The sequence below is a fragment of the Gemmatimonadota bacterium genome (assembly GCA_026706845.1).
Classification (GTDB): domain Bacteria; phylum Latescibacterota; class UBA2968; order UBA2968; family UBA2968; genus VXRD01.
Map to the genome: position 1 here is coordinate 1 of JAPOXY010000208.1, position 19,764 is coordinate 19,764.

At 51.8% G+C, this 19,764-nt stretch carries 18 protein-coding genes and 1 pseudogene; 4 read left to right on the forward strand and 15 right to left on the reverse strand.

From position 1 onward, the window contains the following. From OXG87_18775 to OXG87_18820, 10 genes and pseudogenes are all read right to left on the reverse strand, one after another. On the reverse strand, window positions 1–481 hold a 481-nt coding region (locus OXG87_18775), incomplete at its 3' end, for a metal-dependent transcriptional regulator (GenBank protein ID MCY3871597.1). Between the two features lie 63 nt (window positions 482–544). Then, window positions 545–949: a hypothetical protein gene (locus OXG87_18780; GenBank protein MCY3871598.1), complete on the reverse strand. Its 405-nt coding sequence runs from the start codon at window positions 947–949 to the stop codon at window positions 545–547. Then, window positions 926–1,819, reverse strand: a pseudogene (locus OXG87_18785) (metal ABC transporter permease). Before OXG87_18785 ends, OXG87_18780 begins: the two are co-directional and overlap by 24 nt. Further along, window positions 1,812–3,125, reverse strand: a complete 1,314-nt coding sequence (locus tag OXG87_18790) for a metal ABC transporter permease (protein MCY3871599.1) — start codon at window positions 3,123–3,125, stop codon at window positions 1,812–1,814. The pseudogene OXG87_18785 and the gene OXG87_18790 overlap by 8 nt, the downstream one beginning before the upstream one ends. Beyond that, window positions 3,100–3,861 (reverse strand): ABC transporter ATP-binding protein, encoded by a 762-nt coding sequence (locus tag OXG87_18795; GenBank protein MCY3871600.1) that lies wholly within the window; start codon window positions 3,859–3,861, stop codon window positions 3,100–3,102. The genes OXG87_18790 and OXG87_18795 overlap by 26 nt, the downstream gene beginning before the upstream one ends. A gap of 23 nt (window positions 3,862–3,884) precedes the next feature. Beyond that, window positions 3,885–4,799: a zinc ABC transporter substrate-binding protein gene (locus OXG87_18800; GenBank protein MCY3871601.1), complete on the reverse strand. Its 915-nt coding sequence runs from the start codon at window positions 4,797–4,799 to the stop codon at window positions 3,885–3,887. Between the two features lie 168 nt (window positions 4,800–4,967). Continuing rightward, window positions 4,968–5,117 carry a hypothetical protein gene (locus tag OXG87_18805; GenBank protein MCY3871602.1) on the reverse strand — a complete coding sequence of 50 codons (150 nt, stop codon included), beginning with the start codon at window positions 5,115–5,117 and terminating at the stop codon, window positions 4,968–4,970. Window positions 5,118–5,121: 4 nt separating this feature from the next. Next, complete coding sequence (gene feoB, locus OXG87_18810) at window positions 5,122–7,302, reverse strand: ferrous iron transport protein B (protein ID MCY3871603.1); 2,181 nt, start codon at window positions 7,300–7,302, stop codon at window positions 5,122–5,124. Between the two features lie 6 nt (window positions 7,303–7,308). Next, entirely contained in the window at window positions 7,309–7,551 is a 243-nt protein-coding gene (locus tag OXG87_18815) for a FeoA domain-containing protein (GenBank protein ID MCY3871604.1), read from the reverse strand. Further along, entirely contained in the window at window positions 7,551–8,075 is a 525-nt protein-coding gene (locus OXG87_18820; GenBank protein ID MCY3871605.1) for a metal-dependent transcriptional regulator, read from the reverse strand. The genes OXG87_18815 and OXG87_18820 overlap by 1 nt, the downstream gene beginning before the upstream one ends. A 178-nt stretch (window positions 8,076–8,253) precedes the next feature. Here OXG87_18820 and OXG87_18825 point away from each other — a divergent pair, with 178 nt between their 5' ends. Both OXG87_18825 and OXG87_18830 read left to right on the forward strand, forming a co-directional pair. Then, window positions 8,254–10,947, forward strand: coding sequence for a UxaA family hydrolase (locus tag OXG87_18825; GenBank protein ID MCY3871606.1), 2,694 nt, complete (start codon window positions 8,254–8,256; stop codon window positions 10,945–10,947). Between the two features lie 103 nt (window positions 10,948–11,050). Then, window positions 11,051–11,332: a hypothetical protein gene (locus OXG87_18830; GenBank protein MCY3871607.1), complete on the forward strand. Its 282-nt coding sequence runs from the start codon at window positions 11,051–11,053 to the stop codon at window positions 11,330–11,332. A 51-nt stretch (window positions 11,333–11,383) separates the two neighbouring features. Here the strand turns inward: OXG87_18830 and OXG87_18835 are convergent, their stop codons facing one another. Continuing rightward, complete coding sequence (locus tag OXG87_18835; GenBank protein MCY3871608.1) at window positions 11,384–12,442, reverse strand: Gfo/Idh/MocA family oxidoreductase; 1,059 nt, start codon at window positions 12,440–12,442, stop codon at window positions 11,384–11,386. Window positions 12,443–12,618: 176 nt separating this feature from the next. Between OXG87_18835 and OXG87_18840 the strand changes: the two genes are divergently transcribed. Together OXG87_18840 and OXG87_18845 are read left to right on the forward strand one after the other, a co-directional pair. Next, on the forward strand, window positions 12,619–13,308 hold the full coding sequence (locus tag OXG87_18840; GenBank protein ID MCY3871609.1) for an SOS response-associated peptidase: 690 nt from the start codon (window positions 12,619–12,621) through the stop codon (window positions 13,306–13,308). A 26-nt stretch (window positions 13,309–13,334) separates the two neighbouring features. Beyond that, window positions 13,335–14,093, forward strand: a complete 759-nt coding sequence (locus tag OXG87_18845) for an amidohydrolase family protein (protein MCY3871610.1) — start codon at window positions 13,335–13,337, stop codon at window positions 14,091–14,093. Between the two features lie 60 nt (window positions 14,094–14,153). On the opposite strand, the gene OXG87_18850 is transcribed toward OXG87_18845, so the two are convergent. From OXG87_18850 to OXG87_18865, 4 genes are all read right to left on the reverse strand, one after another. Then, window positions 14,154–14,606 carry a hypothetical protein gene (locus OXG87_18850; protein ID MCY3871611.1) on the reverse strand — a complete coding sequence of 151 codons (453 nt, stop codon included), beginning with the start codon at window positions 14,604–14,606 and terminating at the stop codon, window positions 14,154–14,156. Between the two features lie 68 nt (window positions 14,607–14,674). Next, window positions 14,675–15,682, reverse strand: a complete 1,008-nt coding sequence (locus tag OXG87_18855; protein MCY3871612.1) for a GAF domain-containing protein — start codon at window positions 15,680–15,682, stop codon at window positions 14,675–14,677. 98 nt (window positions 15,683–15,780) lie between these two features. Next, window positions 15,781–16,425 carry a hypothetical protein gene (locus OXG87_18860; GenBank protein ID MCY3871613.1) on the reverse strand — a complete coding sequence of 215 codons (645 nt, stop codon included), beginning with the start codon at window positions 16,423–16,425 and terminating at the stop codon, window positions 15,781–15,783. A 4-nt stretch (window positions 16,426–16,429) separates the two neighbouring features. After that, window positions 16,430–19,764, reverse strand: a 3,335-nt coding sequence (locus OXG87_18865; protein MCY3871614.1) for a S8 family serine peptidase, incomplete at its 5' end; no start/stop codon positions are given.

Sequence of the window (19,764 nt, forward strand, 5' to 3'; positions counted from 1 at the left end):
GTCTGACGAGCACCTTTTCTCCTGCTGGAATATCTGCCAAACACAGATAATGGTCGTATTCTATCGAACCATCTTTGCGCGGAATCGGCGCGCCGTGAGGATCGACTGTTGGATATCCCAGCATTCGATCAATTTTATCTTCAAACTCCTCAGAAATCACATGCTCCAACCGATCCGCCTCCTCATCGACCTTATCCAGATCAAATCCCAACACCTCTGACAAATATAGCTCGAGCAAACGGTGGTGGCGAAGAACTTCAAGGGCAATGCGTTTTCCCGTCGATGTAAGTACAACGCCCTGATAGGGCGTGTGTTCCACCAGCTTCATCGCGGCGAGTTTTTTGAGCATATTGGTGACCGAGGCGGGAGCAACAGCCCTGTGCTCTGCAATGAGAGAAGTCGTCACAGAAGCGACGGGATTCTGCCCGTGTGTCAGTTTGTAGATCGTTTTCAAATAATCCTGTGACGATTGACTGATCATATTCATCTCCTCAAATAACCATCACAAAAAGTAAGATAAACCTCACGTACAGGCAAGCACATCCTATCCATCGGGAATGCGCTTGCCCTGCGGATCGGTTGCGATATTGGGCAATGCCGCCAGAATTTCTTCCCGCAAATGATCATCTGTAAAGTGTTCCAGCGCGTCGGCAGGGGCATGTACATGATCTGGCGGAAGCCCCAGTTGGTTCAGGTAGGACTCCCAAAGTCTGTGATTGCGGAGCAACCTGGTCGCGTGTACAACGCCCTGTTCCCCCAGTGAAAAATGCCCATTTTCCCGCTTGATCAGTCCCTGCCAGATCAATGATCGAATCGCAATACCAGACACCCAACGCGCAGCCGTATCGACCAGATCACCCCAACTGAGCGCAGAGACGCGTTGTGATTCCCGCTCGCGGAGCAACTTTAACAAGACGTGATCTCGCGCAACCCTCAGAGAGAGTCGCACCTGCCGCACAAATCGCCCCAGCAACCCATAGTGGGGTGCAAAAATCAGGGAAAGCGCAAACAGCACACCCATAACCACAACCATAGCCCCGGCAATAGAACTATTCCAAATCCCTGCGAGAAAATATCCGGCTATTGCAGAAATAACGCCCATAAGCGCAGACAGCGTCAAAATAACTTTTAACCGATCGCTCCACAAATAAGCCGAAGCGCCGGGAACGATCAGCATAGCCACAACCAGGATGGCTCCTACGGACTCGAATGCAGCCACTGTTGTCACAGAAACGGCTCCCATCAACATATAATGCACCAGCGCAGCGCTCACGCCTACAGAAAGCGCCATCTCAGAGTCGAAAGACGCGATCAAAAGCTCTTTGTAAAACACCAGAACAAACGCGATATTAAGCGCAAATACCGTTCCGAGAATCCAGATCGGACGCGGTCCCAAATCCCATTCTCCCCAGAACAGGCGGTCCCAGGGCGTGTACGCGATCTCCCCGTAAAGGACGCATTCCTGATCGAGATCGACCTGCCCGGCAAATGCCGTGATCAAAACAACCCCCAGCGCGAAAAGCGCTGTAAAAGTAATGCCTATCGATGAGTCTTCTTGCACGCGCCACCTGCGGTGAAATGTCTCAATCAACACCGTGGCAATTACGCCACATATAGCAGCACCGATAAACATCGGAATCACATCGCGGCTACCCGAAAGTAGAAACGCAATAACAATGCCCGGCAAAACAGCATGGCTTAGTGCATCGCCCAAAAGCGACATCTTGCGCAACACGAGATACGCGCCCAACAAACCGCACGAAGCCCCGGCCAGCGCGCCTGTAAGCACAATCCAAAATGGTCCCCATATCTCACTCATCTTGACCGGTCCTCCGATAGCCACTGTGCGTTTTGTGGATATCTCCAACAACACTTATATCTTCTTGTGCCAGAATTGATTCGAGCTGTTCAATAATCTCAGGCGTTAAAATGTGCTCGACTTCATCGGCAGATCTATCCACATGATCCTCCTCTAAGATAGACCGATAAACCAGATAATATTCCCATAGCTGATGGGACTTGACCACAAAAACCGCCTCTTTGTGTCCCAATTCCGTCAAAGAACACGCACCATTGTGCAGGTTCACCCACCCATCGCGCGCGAGACGCTTTGCAAGCCGACGTACGCGGTAAAGCGGCAACTGAAGCTCCCTGGCGAGGTCCGCCAACACGACCTCTCCCTTGTCCTGCATCTGCAATGCGAGATATGCCCGCAAAAAATGCTGACCATTTTCCCGCAATGCATTTGCCCTGAGCCGTGCCCACCTGGCGAGCACCCCGCGCCTGGGGGCAATAAGTACAGAAACGAGAAATGCAGCCGTTGCAACCAGCACCATGACCGGTCCCGTTGGGATTCGGGGTGCCAGCGCGCTCAGGCCAACCCCCAGCGCACCGCATAGCGCACCCAAAATGCCCGACACCAGCACCATCACATGCAGCCGATCTGTCCAAAACCGCGCAGCAGCAGCCGGGGTAATCAACATCGCAGCGATGAGAATAACCCCCACAGCTTGAAGCCCCACCATAACGGTAAGCACGATCAACCCCATTAACAAAAGATCGACCACATGCTGGGAAAATCCCAGTGCAGATAAAAATTCTGCATCAAAAATGAGTCCCTTGAACTCCTTAAAAAAAAGAAAAACCGCAACCATAACCAGTACAGACACAATGCACATCACATACAGATCAGCGCGCACAATAGACGCCGCCTGCCCAAAAAGAAACTTATCCAGACCGCTTTGATTGCCCACCTCACTCTGCTGAATATGCGTGAGCAATACAATACCCCCGCCAAAAAATACCGAAAGCACAATGCCCAGCGCAGCGTCTGCTTTGATGCGCGTGTAATTGACAATTGCCTCAATAATAAGCACGCCCACCACACCGGAAACTGTCGCGCCCAACAGCAAAATGGGCAATGCCTTGCTCTGCGTCCACAGAAATGCCAGCGCAACGCCCGGAAGTGCAGCATGCGCCAGAGCATCGCCCAAAAGGCTGCGCCGGCGCAACACGGCAAATGCACCCAGCGTGCCCGATGTCGCCCCGATCAACAGAGAACCGAGCAAAACCAGTTGAAATGTCGCATCCCAAATCACCTCATAAACCCCGCCGATGATGGGCAACAGCCTGCGCTGCTTCGGAAAGCACCGTCAACCGTCCGCCGTAAGTTTTGTTCAAATTATCTTCTGTAAACACATCTTCCGTCTCACCCGCAGCAACGATTCGCATATTGATCAAAACCAGCCAGTCAAAATACTGATTCACCGTATGCAAATCGTGATGTACAACCAGCATGGTCTTTTTCTTCGCCCTCAGATCCATCAAAATGTCGATAATGGCGCGTTCGGTTGCCGCATCCACGCCGGCAAAGGGTTCGTCCATCAAATAAATTTGTGCATCTTGCGCCAGAGCGCGTGCCAGGAAAACCCGCTGTTGCTGTCCACCCGAAAGCTGATTGATCTGCCGATGTCCAAAATCGGTCATACCGACTTTTTCAAGTGCTTCCTCAGCCAGTTCTCTGTCAATTTTATCCGGACGCCTCACCCACCCTACGTGCCCATAACGCCCCATAAGCACCACATCTAAGGCATTGATGGGAAAATCCCAATCCACCGACTCGCGTTGCGGAACATAGCCGATGGCCTGACGCATGCGCGAATAGGGCTTGCCGTAGATGTGGACCCACCCCGAAGCCTTGGGCACGAGATCCATAATGGCTTTGATCATCGTACTCTTGCCAGCGCCATTGGGACCCACAACCCCCACGAGTTTACTTTCTGGCACAGCGAGATCGACATCCCACAGAACGGGTTTCTTGTGATACGCCACCGTCATATCGTGGATATGAATGGGCGTCACCGATTCGTCAACTGCATGTAACATTATTTTAGCGCCTCGACAATTGTATTTACATTTGACCTCACCATGCCGATGTACGTATCGCCCCCACTACCCGCAGGTCCCATCGCGTCGGAATACAGCGTGCCACCAATTGCAACATTCCATCCTCGCGCCTTGCACCCTTCGCGCACGGCATTGATAGAACGCTCGGGCACACTGCTTTCCACAAAAATGGCCTTCACCTGTCGTTTGACAATAAAATCCACCAGCAGAGACACATCATTGACGCCGTATTCGGCCACAGTCGAAATCCCCTGAAGCCCGCGCACTTCAATACCATAAGCAAGGCCAAAATATCCAAAGGCGTCGTGTGCCGTAATCAACACGCGCTGGTCACTGGGAATGCGTGCAATCTGCGCTTTTGCCCAGGTGTCGAGATCGAGCAATTGCTTGCGATAAGCCTCGGCATTGGCGCGAAACACACCTGCACCATCGGCGTCACGCTCGCTAAGCGTCTGGACAACTACGGACAGGGTCTCTGTCCACATGCTGACATCAAACCAGATATGCGGATCGTGCTCCCCTTGTCCAGCAGCCGGTTTCCGAAGCCTATCTTTGGGAATATCCCGCGTCACGGGAATCACCGTCTTGCTGCGCGCCATCTTTTCAAAAATACCTTCCAGCTTGCCTTCCAGAAAGAGACCATTGTAAAATATCACATCCGCTTGAGACAGTTTCTGCAAATCGCCCTGCGTCGCCTTGTAATAATGCGGATCAATCCCGGGTCCCATCAGAGAAATCACCTCAGCGCGATCCCCCGCAACATGGCGCACCAGATCGCCGACCATCCCGGTCGTACACACCACCAGCCTTTTGTCTTGTTCAACCGGCGGCGTTTCGCCCCCACCACACGCGCACAGCAACAAAACGCCAGCTATAATGAAAAATTTGTACATACACCCTCCGTTATACATGCCTATAATAATTCTTATATTGCTGCTAAACTAAAATTTAGTCAAGACTAAAAATATAAAAATCAATGGATCTGGTCAAGAAAAGAAAAAACCCTCAATCTACTGGATTGAAGGGTTTTTATACAAAACAAAACGTCCGTTTTTCTCTGCTTATTCAATTTTTATCAAATCCTCGTGCTTTGCTTCCCCGCCACAGCCTGAACACGACGAAGCCAAAAACGGCCTTACGACCTCGCCAATAACGCGATAGGCACACCAGAGTGCTACTGCAACCGCGATCCAATTTTGCCAGTCGGTCATATCATTATCCCCATCCAAGCGCCATACCAAGGCGATAAGTCACAAAAGCTCCGATATAGGCGAGCACCGTCATATAAACAAAAGTCAGCACAGGCCACCGCCAGGCGCCCGTTTCGCGTTGAATGACCGCAAGTGTAGAAACGCACTGTGCACACAGTGCAAAAAACACCATAATAGACAGCGCAACCGGGATATTAAACACCTTTCGCCCATCAGACCAGGTCGCAGACCGTAGTGCGTCCCTGAGCGACGTCGATTCCTCATCCACCTCTCCCAGACTGTAAATGGTGCCCAGAACCGCGACAATCACCTCTCGTGCGGGAAAAGATGCCAGCGCCGCCATCCCAATCCGCCAATCCCATCCCAATGGCTCCACAACGGGTTCAATAGCATGCCCCATCCGCCCAAGAAAACTCTGCTTGAGCATATCGCCAGCCTCTTGCGCGCTCAAATCATTCAAAACCTCTTCTGATGCCCCAACCAATCGCTCGCGCTCGGCCTCGTAATGCGCGGCAATTGTTTCAGACCGTGGGAAATACGCCAGTGCCCACATCACAATCGTCGCGGCGAGAATCAATGTGCCGGCTCTTTCGAGAAAATGCCGCCCACTTTGATAAATACGCATCCCAACAGTACCCACATCTGGTATTTTGTAGGACGGCAACTCGAGCAAAAAAGGCGTGGGCTGCCCTCTCAATAGCGTCTTTTTTAAAATCCATGCAATGGGAATAGCCACAAGAATACCAACGCAATACAGCGCGAAAAGCGTAAGCCCCTGCACCCCAATCCCTCCCCAAACATCTCGATCGGGAATAAAAGCCCCAATAAAAATCGTGTACACTGGCAAACGCGCAGAGCAACTCATCAATGGCGCGACCAGCATGGTGGCAATGCGATCTTTGGGGTCATTGATCGTTCGTGTAGCCATTACCCCCGGAATCGCACAGGCAAAACTCGACAAAAGAGGAATAAAAGACTTCCCCGACAAACCACACGGCGTTAACAGGCGATCCATCAACAGCGCAGCGCGGGCCATGTAACCGCAATCTTCCAGTATGGCAATAAAGAGAAACAGGATACAGATCTGGGGCAAAAAAATGACTACGCCGCCCACCCCGGCAATAACCCCATCCACCACCATACTTTGCAGCGCACCCTCGGGCAGATAGCCCGAAGCCCACCCTCCAACCGTTCCAAACAACGCGTCAATGCCATCCATTAGGGGCACTGCCCACGAAAAAATCGATTGAAAAACAAAGGCCATAATCACAGCAAACGTCAGGCTACCCCACAGCGGATGGGTCAAAATCCGATCCAGTCGATCAGAACGGGTCACGCGAAGTGGTTCGGGGTCGCGTAGCACATCATCGAGAATCTCATCAATCCATCTATAGCGCAATTCGATCTCTCGATTCGCCAGTGCATCATCCGCATTAATCTGTGCTTGCAACGCGTGAAGATCAGCGGCAAAGTCATCGCCAAAGCGTTCCACGACATGGGATGCAAACGCGTTTTGATTGTCAATCAACACACGCAGCACCAGGCCGATAGATACACCTTCGTATTTTCGCGCCAACTGCTCGGCGTCCGTCCACCAGGATTGCGGCAATATCGGACTGCGCGATGGAATCTCGCCCTTTTCAACAATCCGAGAAAGAGCGCCTTTCAATTCATCGAGTCCCACGCGTCTATTGGCCTGTATGGGAATAACTGGAACGCCCAAACGCTCGCTCAGAGCAGGCGCATCAATAACAATGCCCCTGGCCTTGGCCACATCTAACATATTGAGGGCCACAATCAGGGGCAAATCAATTTCGAGAAGTTGAGATACGATGTATAAACTGCGTCTCAAATTGCTGGCGTCGAGAACCACGAGCACAGCTTGAATGGTGCTCTCGCTCTTCAACAACCCCATCAGTGCTTCAACAGCAATAAGTTCATCTGGAGACTTGGCTGAAAGGCTGTATGTACCGGGCAAATCCAGCAGGTCAATCGCACCTGCGTTGGGCAATGACAATTGTCCAACCTTGCGCTCAACCGTAACGCCGGGAAAATTTCCCACGCGCTGCGAAAGCCCTGTCAGAGCATTAAAAAGCGTTGTCTTACCCGTATTGGGATTGCCAACCACAGCGACCGTGGCACGCCCTACATAAGGTCGCTCTTGACCCGCTATATCCATTACCATAATAAATCAGGCCGCTTTCATTCCTTTGATGCATGCAGCATCGGTTTTTCGCAAGCAAAATCTGCTGCTACCCACTTGAATCACCACAGTGCGCCCAACGCGCAACACGCGCACGGGAACACCTGGTATAGCTCCCACCTCGCGCAGTCGGGCCGCCAGTTGATTGGCACCTGAAACCCCTTCAATAGTACCTTCATCACCCCGGCTCCATATTGAAAGTGGGGTTGCAGCATCCATTGCATAAGCCATTATCGAGACTCCAAATTGAATAATTGATCAACATCCTGAACGGGCCACTGCCAATCCTCATTCTGATCCAGCCTGGACCAGAACTCAGAGAGAAATTGTCGCGCAGTGGGATCATCAGAGAGCAAGAAATGCACAAAATGTAGCAATTGCCCACCAGTCTGCGCGCTCAAAAGATGCTCGACCTTGCACGCATCCACTTCGGCTTGATGCTCGTCGAGCTTGAGCACCTCGTTGAGAAATTTGCGAACAACAGCGCGTTTGGCTAAAATAGAATCGACAATGCGGCGGCCATCTTCAGACAATTTCAAAAACTTATTGTGATCTTCCACGACCAACCCGCGCGCCTTGAGGGCTTTGAGCGTCAGCGATGCACTGCCCCGGGTGATCTCCAGCGCACGCGCCACATCAGAAACCCGTGCATAGCCCAGGTCACCCATCAACTCGTGAATGGCAGTTAGATGATGGGCAACACTATGAGAAATCTCATTGCTCTCGTATTCTTTCCATACATCTGATGCCATCATATGACCACCCCCCTCGAACAGTGCGTTTAGCCATTTAACCGATGTTTTGCTAATAAAACAACTGATAGAAACATAAACCAAATGTAAGTGATATGTCAAGGTCTTTTTTATATGAAACTTGACATCATTTTTTCTTTTACGTATAACTGTGAACAAACTTTTCAAAGGAACGCAACCCATGACCCATAAATTTTCTGAAATCGGTCGTCTCCCTCTCCCGGGAGACAATGTCGGCATTGCGACACAAAAACTGAACAGAGGCACACAGATCATCCATTCAGGTCGCACCTTCGAACTTCGGCACACCATCCTCGAAGGCCATCGCTTTGCCCTCCAACCCATTGCGCCTGGCGCCCCCCTACTCTCGTGGGGCTTGCCCTTTGGCATAGCAACGCGCCATATCTCTCCCGGAGATTACGTCTGCAACCCGGAGATCCTCGGCGCTCTCAAACTCCGCGATCTCGACTTTGAGCTTCCAGACGTGCCCAACTTTGAAGATCGCATTGTTCCGCACCAGATCGATGCCGACACTTTTGAAGCAGGCGCGCAAGTCAAACGCTATGATCCGTGCGGCATTTTTCAGGGTTACAGAAGATTGGGAGGCCGAGGCGTAGGTACGCGAAATAATATTGTTATAATGGGAACATCTTCTCGCACAGCGAGTTATGCCAAACAACTCGAAGCGCGATTAAAAAATCATATACAGGATTACCATAACATTGATGACATTGTTGCAGTTGCCCACACAGAAGGCGGCGGCACTGAAATCCCCAATAACAAAGACCTCTTATTGCGTACACTCGCCGGATTTGCAGTACATCCAAACGTCGGTGCAGTACTCGCAATCGACTACGGTCACGAAGCCATCACCAACCAGCACCTTCGGGAATTTCTCGCGCAAAACAACTACCCCATTGACCACGTTCTGCACCACTTTCTCACGCTTGAGGACAGCTTTGAAAACGCGCTAAAACAGGGTGAAAACATCATTGCCAAATGGCTGCCACAAGTCCAGGCAATAGCCCGCACACCCGAACCCCTATCGCACATCAAAATCGCGCTACAATGCGGCGGATCAGACGCATTCTCGGGTATCTCTGGCAACCCATTGGCTTCGTGGGTGGCGAGAGAAATCATTCGCCATGGCGGATCTGCCAACCTCGCAGAAACCGATGAACTCATCGGCGCAGAGTCCTATGTCCTCCAAAATGTATCGTCTTACGATGTCGCCCAGTGCTTCCTCGACAAAGTAGAAGCCTATAAAACCCTCGCTGCATGGCACGGCACAACAGCAGAAGGCAATCCTTCCGGAGGCAACAAATTTCGAGGCCTTTACAACATCGTACTCAAATCAATTGGCGCGGCCATGAAACGCCATCCGGATGTCCGTCTCGATTCAGTCATTGATTACGCGGCACCAATGACCGATCCGGGGTACTATTTCATGGACAGCCCTGGCAATGATCTCGAAAGCATCGCCGGACAAGTAGCCTCCGGATGTAACATGATATTCTTTATCACGGGCAATGGCTCAATCACAAACTTCCCCTTTGTGCCCACCATCAAAATTGTGACCACATCCGAACGCTATCATCTACTCAGTAAAGATATGGATGTCAACGCGGGTGCATATCTGGACGGCACCTCCATGGACGACCTCGGCAGCGATATGTTTGACCTGACCTGCAAAATCGCCTCGGGAGAACGCAGCAAAGGCGAAAAAGCCGCACACGCGCAAGTCTCGATATGGCGCACCTGGCGACAGACCTCAACAGATCACCTGCTCAACCTCGAGAACCGGCCAGACCCCCAGGGCATACCCCTCCCTATCCAGACATTGGACGCTGATGAACACCAATTTCAAGCCATTCGCACCCGGGACGGATTTACAACCGATCGCCTGGGCCTTATTCTCCCCACCAGCCTGTGTTCGGGACAAATTGCGCTGATGGCGGCAAAACGCCTCACAGAAAAGGGCCTGGGCCTCGATAAGGGTGTCTCGCGCTTTGTCGCCCTCCCGCACACCGAAGGATGCGGCGTATCGGGAGAAGCCACCGAACGCCTCTACACGCGCACTATGCTCGGCTACCTCACCCACCCCCTCGTACACACAGGTCTGTTATTGGAACACGGCTGTGAAAAGACCCACAACGACTATATACGGCACGCACTGGATGACAGGGGGATCAGCCCCGGTGCGTTTGGATGGGCCAGTGTGCAACTCGACGGCGGTATCGAGGCCGTTCTCGACAAGGTCGAAGCCTATTTTTTCGACCAGTTCGCGCAGACGCCTCCCCCTGAAATCACTCCCGCCAGCCTGTCCGCACTCAGCGTCGGTCTTCACGCTTCTGGTTCTATTTCCGATATAGCCGCGCAATCCCTCGCCATGTTCTCTCAAACTCTGATCGGCACAGGCGTCACGCTCATTGTACCCGACAATGCGAGTTTTCTGTCTCATCCCATATATCTATCCGAAGTTCTGGGCGACACGCCACCTGCACCCACTCTTGCACACGGGCAAAATCCCACCCAACCTGGCTATCACATTATGGACAGCCAGACCGACCACTGGGTCGAAACCCTCACGGGATTGGGCGGAACAGGCGTCCACCTCATCGTCGCCTACTCGGGCGATCACCCCTTGCAGGGCCATCCCCTCACCCCCATGCTTCAAACAACCGCCGAAGATCGTATCGCTCAGTCCTGCGGCGATGACTTTGACCTCATCTTCAACACCGACCCCAAACACAATGCCGACGCCCTCTTGCGCCAGATCATCGCCGTCGCCTCTCGCCAATACACGCCCAAAACACCCCAAACAGGTAATATAGACTTCCAATTTACCCGAGGACTTCTGGGCGTCTCTATGTAAATAATGGAACATACAGGAGATATCAATGTCTAAAATCAGCTTTTACACCTGGTACAGATGAAGCACCTGTCGCAAGGTGAAAGCGTGGCTTTCACGAGAAGGTGTGAATGTAGAGGAAAGGGATTTCTTCAAAGATGAATTCTCAGAGGAAGAACTCCGGGAATTACTCGGCGACACAACCCCATCCGACATATTTTCGTGGCGGAGTCCTTCGGCTCGGACGCTGAAACTCGACCGGGATGATGTGTCCCCAGACGAACTGATTCGCCTCATGGCTGAACAGCCACGGCTGATACGTCGTCCACTGATACACACCGGAGATCGGCTATTCGCAGGTACAGACAAAGCGGCGATGGCAGAGGCATTCCCCGGCTACAATTCATAAAAAAAGCCAGACAGAATATCTGGCTTTTTGATTTTTGACGGTAAATTTATGCTACCCCACCTTAACTTCCCGTCCCGTGCGCCCGGATTCAAACACCGCAGTAATAATTTCCACGGCATGGCGTGCACTTTCAAGGCCAATCATAGGCTCGCGGTCTTCATTAATCGCCCCAACGAGGTCTTCGATGATCAACGTGTGCCCATCGGAACTGACAGCCAGCGGATCTGCTGAAATATTCTTCTGCTTGTCTTCCTGATCGCCGTAAAAACCCAGCATCTCTGCTTCTTCTTCTGCCTCGTTCTCCCCCTGAATTTTCCAGGAAATCAACTTTGAGGCATCTTTCATAATCGACCCATTCTCGCCGTAAATAGTCACCAGTTGAGGAAGTCCGGGATAGCAGCAGGTCGTTGTATAAACCGTGCCAATCGCGCCATTCTTAAATTTGAACAACGCCACAGTCTGATCTTCAGCTTCAATATCGTGTCCAAAAACGCCGAACATACCCATCACAGACTCGACACCACCTGCAAGCCACTGAATTAAATCGACGGTATGCACGCCCTGATTCATCAGCGAGCCTCCCCCATCGAGATCCCACGTTCCCTTCCACGATCCATGTGCGCCCTGATAATAGCTATCCGCGCGATACCAGGGCAAATGGCCGTGAACACCAATCAACTTGCCCAGCTTGCCGCTATCAACCGCATCTTTAATCCGCCTGTTTAGAGGTTCCAGACGCGCTTGAAAAATACATCCGACCTTTACCCCGGCATCCTTCACCGCACCAATTAATTGATCGACGCGCTCAGGCGTAATATCCGCGGGCTTCTCAACGATCATGTGCTTTCCCGCATCTGCTGCCCGAATACCCAGCGCGGCGTGTTTGCCAGACTCAACGCAAATATTGACAACCTGAACCTCATCGTCCTGAAGCATCTCTTCATAACTCGTATAAGCCTTGCATCCGTATTCCTCAGCCGTCGGTCCCAGACGCTCCTCATCCACATCACACACAGCCACTAACTTCGCGCCATTAGCCCGTGTGACAGACCGACAGTGGTTCGTACCCATACCCAGTCCAACAACGCCAAAACCCAGCTCTGCTGCCATAACATCCCTCCAATCAAAAATATGTAAGATCAATCTATCAAAACGCGGCTCAATGTAATGAGACACCCGTCCACGAGCAAGAAAAAATTATTACGGGAAAGACCTTGACATTTGGCGAGAAGAGACTATACATATTTGAAAAGATAATCTACGAACTATGAACAAGGAATCATATCATGTGCGGTCGATTTGTTTATGCTGCTCAACACGATGAAAATCAACTCGCATTTCCACAGGTTGTTTTTCCCAACGAGATACCCTTGAGATACAATATCGCACCGGGCCAGGACATCACGGCGATTGCCAACACTGCCGAGCCGAGGGCAGACACCTTCAAATGGGGGCTTATTCCATCGTGGGCAAAAGATCACAAAATTGGCAACAGACTCATCAATGCACGGGGCGAAACCCTTGCGGAAAAACCCTCATTTCGCACGGCCTTCAAAAGACGGAGATGTCTGATTCCCACAACGGGATTTTACGAATGGCAACGCAATCCCGACGGCAGAACCAAAACTCCCATGTACATCGCGCTCAAATCCGGCGCACCCTTTGCCTTTGCTGGCCTATGGGAATCGTGGCATTCACCTGAAGGACAACACATCCAATCCTGCACCATAATCACAACCGAGCCCAACCACCTGATGGCACCGATTCACAATCGCATGCCCGTTATCCTCCCGGCTGATGTATATGATCTCTGGCTCGACCCAGAAGAAAGAACGGACCTCCAGGAACTCCTCATTCCCTATTCTGCACAAGAGATGAACGCACATCCCGTTTCCACCCTTGTCAATAATCCGAGGAATGACACTCCCGACTGCCTGAAACCCGCACAACCGCCCGAACAGGGCGCATTGTTTTGATCCCACCCCTTCGGAGCAAAAACACAATGACCATTGTCGATACACACTGCCACATTGGACTTCACAAATACGAACCCATCGGATCTCTGCTCTACCACATGAACACATCCGGTGTCGATTGCGCCGTATTCATCCAGTACGCGGGGAACTCGGATAACCAGTACATGCTCGACAGCATGGCGGCACATCCAGGAAAATTTCAAGCGGCCATGATCGTTGAACCAACAGACGATGGCACAGCCATGCGACGATGGGCAGAACGGGGCATCGTGGGCATTCGCCTTCCGGCAAATAGCCGCGCCGATTGCGCCGATCCCCTCGCACAGTGGCGCACTGCAGCCGAACTCAATCTCGTCGTCAGTGCGCCGAGCAGTCCCCAGAGCCTTCTGAGCGATGAATTTGCAGAAGTACTCAGAGAATTTCCAAATCTGTCCATGGTAATCGAACACCTCGCGGGCATCGGCGAAGGCCAGCAGCCCCCTTATGACACGTTCAAAAAAATCCTCGAACTCGCGGAACACCCCAATCTGTCTATCAAACTTCCCGGATTCGGCGAAATCTGTCCCGTCCCCCTGCCCTTTGACCCCATCCCCCCACTCGCCGACATGGCCATCGAAGCCTTCGGTCCTCATAGAGTCATGTGGGGAAGCGATTATCCCCCTGTGAGCAGACGCGAAGGCTATGACAACAGCCTCAAAGTCCCGATGGATTATCTGTCTGACCTCAGCGAAGAAGACAGAGAATGGATATTCGGAAAAACCGCCCTGAAAATCTGGCGGTTCTGATCACAAAATACAAAAAAAAGCGCCAGCTCATTAAGCTGGCGCTTTTTTTATTCTTGATTTTTATTCGCTTACGTCTTCATACTCCGGAAATGCGGGAGCCAGCAAAAACGCACAATCTTCGTGACATTTGCCACAATAAGGTACCATGGCACGGAACTTCTTATTTGCCTCTTTGACATTTCCCGCCTTGGCAGCCGATGCAATCCCCAAAGCCAGTGTTTGAGATGCCTGGTTGTAAATCGTGTACTTTTCTTCGTGTTCTGGCGGATAGAGATCAATCACCGCTTTCAACGCATCCTGAATCTTCTCGGCATCGTCGGCAACCCCCTCAACCGTCTCGTTTTTCAGCGCGACCATAATACGGTCTGTACTCAGCTTAATCTCGCGCATTTTCGCACGTCTCACTGGCAGATTATTATCCGACTGTTCGTTACCTCCACCACAGCCAGCGATACCAGCCATCACAACACCTAAAATTACCGAACCCAAAGCCATAAACCTCAAATAGCGCATTACTTCCTCCTATTTCCTTTCTCGTTTCATATCGCGGACCATGATAATAAACTTTTCCGAACACAAAATCAAGTTTTTCCAGATGGGTTATCTCGTCCCCCCAGTACTTTTCGCAACCCCTCTTGAACCCGGCGATTTTGATTGTGCTGACGCACCCCCGCTTGAATCATAAATCGCGAAAGCCGATCCTTTTTAGCCCTCATCCAGCGGTTCAGCGGCGGATAGGCATACATCAGAAAACCAGAAAGACAAATTGTCAACGTAACATAGGCAACGATATCGGTATAAATATACGCGTTGCTAGCACCCGCAAAAATAACCCCCGAATGCAACTCCAGCATGATTTTCCGAAAATCAGCAGATCGCACCATCACCAGAGAGGTAATAGACATCACTGCCAACAAAATCATGCCGACGAGCCCGGCCCAATAGTGTATCTTGCGATTGTACTTAAACACGGTATTGATAACCGTACGATCTTCCACCAGATGCTCAAATCCCGACAAACGCTCCATCTGTGCTTCGAGCAACTCATTGCGGTGGGCCATCTCCTCGCGCCGCAACATCATATCGACCAACCCACCGATTTGCGCGGCCACCTCGTGCAAAAAATCCTCATCATCTTTTGTAAAATACCCCGGATCGTCTTTCTTGTTCAGGAGTTCCAGCACGCCTATCACCTCTCCGCGTCTGTTGTGCAGCGGAAAAGCCAGCATAGTATGCGTTTCATACCCAAGCACATTGGAAAATAAAGGATCTTTGGAGGTATCTAAAACATTTCGTACATCGCCGCTATTAAACACATGCCCCGCGATACCCCTATTGCTCGGGATTCTCACCTGCGTGTCTTTTTCGACACCCGCACCAACATGCGTATATAGCTCATCCGTCAGGCGGTTGTGAAAAAAAATCGAACACTGTTCCGCCTCCAAATACGTGGAGATTTCATGTGCAATACCACTGATCAACCGCCCCTGGTTTGACGTCGCATTCATCAACCGACTAATTGCCAACAGCGACTCCAAACGCTCCACGCGATCGGTGAGGTCTTGAGAAAGTTCGCTATCTTGTGCCATGGCTACCAACCTCGAATACAAATCCATCTCCCCATTCAACACTCCCAATATACAAAACTCTTTGGCGAAATACAAACCTCCTCCCCATCTTTTAACTCTCACCTCACCAATTCCGCTGTACCCCACAAACTCGGATCATAAGACACGGGCAAAATCTCTTCTGCCGTCCAAACTTGTCGCCCCAGATTTTTGTCGCGCAGCAAATAAGTAAAACCGATCCGATTATTCTCATCGGGATCAAACCCGGTCATTGCAGTAGCGGGAATATGAGCTTCCAGACGATACCCCGTTTTGAGCACCTTTGAAGCCACCTTTAGACGCTCGGGATCGCACAATCTCGGATGTGCTCTCGCCCGTCGCAAACGGAACTGCCTTCCCCCGGCTCGCCCCTTGCCCTTGCCCGGCCAAAAACAAAAATGATGACAGTAACGGCTTCCCCGAGGCGCATTACGCACATCGCGCGTGTCAATCCACACCTGAAATCCATCACCGCGCAATGGACGGTGGACATCGGGCGCACGCCCACCACCACCTTTCACGTCAACGGCAAAAAACAACCCGGTATCGTGCCAGGCCATATACACATCGGCAAAGGGATTTTTTCCCTCAACCCCGGTCAAATCAGGCACCAGATAAGTCGCCTTCCAGTCACTGAGTACCCCATCAATCACCGGGGCATCTGCGCGAAACACACAGGGAAAAGCCACCTGAAAAAACGCGCGTTTGGGAATACCAATATTCATAACCTTAGCCCCCAGCCCCAACCTTTCGACCAAAAAGACTGGCAAAGATGAGAAAGTCGGAGAACGTGACGATGCCATCTCCGTCAAAATCAAATGTGGAATCAGAAGTTTGAAATGCGCGAACAAAAGATAGGAAATCTGCGAAATCGACAACACCACTGCCATCGACATCGGCCCGCGCGAGAAGGTCTGGGTCAACAGTATCTGAAATAGTTATCAGTCCAAGAGGTATGCCACTCGCATCAGAAGTATTGAGAATAGTCAGTGTGTATCGAACGGGAAACGGCACGGCAAAGGACAAAACTACCCGGGTATTTTGCCGATCGAGAATCACAGATGTGGGTTGCCCAATACCCCCGAGCAGATAACTCGACGGCAAGGCCGCATCTGAGCCCATCTCTTCCGAAAAGAAAATTTGAATCTGGTTGTCCGATAGTGTTTCAACGCGCACGACTTCTGGCGCGCGGTTCGGCGTGAGAGATACAATACCCGAGCGAAGGTCCTGATCGGCCACGGCGACAATCTGGTAGCGATAGGTCTGGCCTTCGGTCAGCAAGGAATCAATATACACCGTGCGGTCGCTGATCTCATCAAAATAATCGAGCGCGCCATCGCCAACAGCGCGATAAATCTGGTAGGAAGACGCATCGGGCACCTGCATCCAGTCTATTTCAACGCGGGTTGGACCCAGAGGCCGCGCGCGTATAATCTGTGGCGACCCCACTGCAATCGGCGGTTCATCGCGTTCAACAATATGTACTGCGCCATCAAAATTAAAAAGCAATTCATAGCGAAAATCTTTGTCCAGATCCGCAATGAGTGCGCGGCGCATCAACCCCACTGGCGTATGCCATATCGGGCGATAGTGATCGGGTTTTACAGCGCGAAAAGCGTAGAGGTCGGGGCGCAGGCATACTATCAGATCAGCAAGGCCATCCCCATCGACATCCCCTGTTGAAATCCCATTGCCCGTAGTCGCCACCCCGTGGATCCTCGTCGTCCATTCTCGTTCATAAGTATCGGGCGCACGCATGCTGTAAATCTCCAACTTCCAGAAACCATTGGAAGCCTCATACGCATCTGTGTACGCGCGAGCAACGGCAAATTCAACCAATCCATCGCCATCCAAATCCATACCCCCACCAATCCATCGCGCATCCCCATCGCCTGGCAAATACCATGTCTGCACGTATCTTCCCGCACGATATTCGTACATCCAGAGATCTCCATCGGCATCGCCAGCGAGAATTTCTCGCTGTTCATCTCGATCAAAGTCCGCAACTACAAAGCGCGGACCGGGGTCTCCACCACCTTCCGAGGGATCCACAAGAAACGTCTCCTCGCGGATCACACTGCCGAGATTGCGAATCACGCGGATACCGCGCTGATCGCCTGCGCGAGCGATAATATCGGGAATGCTATCGCCATCCACATCGGCAAAATCGCCGCCCCAGGTGTCGCGCTGTTCAAATTCCACCTGCGCGGGATAGGGATTGGAGAAACTATCTGTAAAAAGCACAAGACGCTCATAAGTCACGCCCAATAAATCATCGGTCCCATCATTTGTAATATCGCCAATTGCCCAGGGCAAAAAACGCTCATCGCTTTGAAATTCATCGATAAATGTACCATCCGCCTGGCGTTCGTAAATATGCACTGGCCCATAAGAACCGCCTCCAACATAGGGCATAAGCGCGATTTCCAGCCTGCCATCGCGGTCGAAATCCGACGCGCGGTCGGGCAAAAAGCCATCGGGCAATGTGCCCCTTTCCACAAAGCCATTTTGTGGGACGCGAAAAGGAACATAATCAATTGTCTGCGCTGGATGCACCGCGCGAATATTGTTCTCTCCATCGGCCAAAACGTGAAATGTCACAACACCCGCAGGCAATGTGTGGGGCAGAACAACGCGGTGTTTGTTTTGCACCAGGCCGGTGTACAGAGTATCAAAATTCGCTCCATAGCGATAAGCAATACCCCCGTGTGCGCGTTGATCGGTTCGCCAGCGACATTCAAAAACGCGGCGGTCGTCCTCCAATACATCGCCACAGGCGAGCGCGGTAATAGAGGGTGCTATTTTTTCAATAGCAACGCGAACGCGGTCTTCCACAACTGCGCCATCCGACAATTCTGCCTCAAGTCGCAAAACCGCGGCAGAATTTTCCAGGGTAGAAACATCCCACGTATGGCGAATGTCCAGAGAGGGCGCCCCCTCTGTGAGACGTGTCCATGTTTGTGGATTGTACCCCCTGCCATAAGACAGGCGATAACCCGTGACCTGCGCGCCCGAAACAGAAGCGCGAATATCGAACGCGGTATCTTCCCCCTCATCATTGGCGGGAGATCGAATCGCAACGGTCAGCGAATCGAAAGTACTCAGGCGGTCTGCGAGTTGCGCGCCACTCACGCGCCCTGCGCCGTAGTCATTATCGTGCCCCGGCGGCCCCAGGTCAATCGCAGATGCGATGAGCAAATTGCGTACAGAGTGAGGCAAAAGATCGGGCCGACGCGAGAGAATCAGCGCGGCCAAACCGGATATGTGAGGCGCGGAAAAAGAAGTGCCAGAACCAGACGCATAGCGATTATCGAGACGTGTGCTGAGAATACTGACCCCCGGCGCAACCAGATCGAGCGACGCGCCCGTGCTGCTAAAGCCCGCCAGGCGATCGGCGTGATTTACCGCACCTACGGCAATCGTATAGTGATTGCCCGCGGGATACCCCAACTCATCGCCCGAATTGCCTGCCGAGGCGACGAGCACAACGCCTTGAGCGTGTGCATATTGGATTACATCGCCCAGGATAAACGTGCGCTCGGGTCCACCCAAACTCATATTGACAACATGCGCGCCATTTTCCACGGCATAGAGAATAGCCGCAGCGATATCATCTTCTTCGAGAAAGCCAATGCCTCCAAGTCGTCTCAACCCCGCTCGCAGTGCCATAAGCTGTGCATTGGGTGCAACACCGACAATACCTCGATTGTTATTCACCGTAGCTGCAACAATACCAGCAACGCGCGTACCGTGCGACGATTCATCCTGTGGATCGTTGTCGCGCCTGAGATAATCGCCCATTCCCGGCAACCCGGGCGCATGGGTAAAATCCCACCCCCTTATATCGTCGATATACCCATTCCCATCGTCATCAACGCCAGACATGCCGTTTACTTCTGCTGCGTTGTGCCAGATATTATCGCGCAAGTCTTCGTGGTTGTAATCGACGCCAGAATCAATGATCGCGACAATGATCTGTTCTCGAACGGGACCGAGATTTTGTTGCAATAGCTCCCAATCGATGGTCTGAAGGCTACGTTGATCGCCGTAGTGAGGGTCATCGG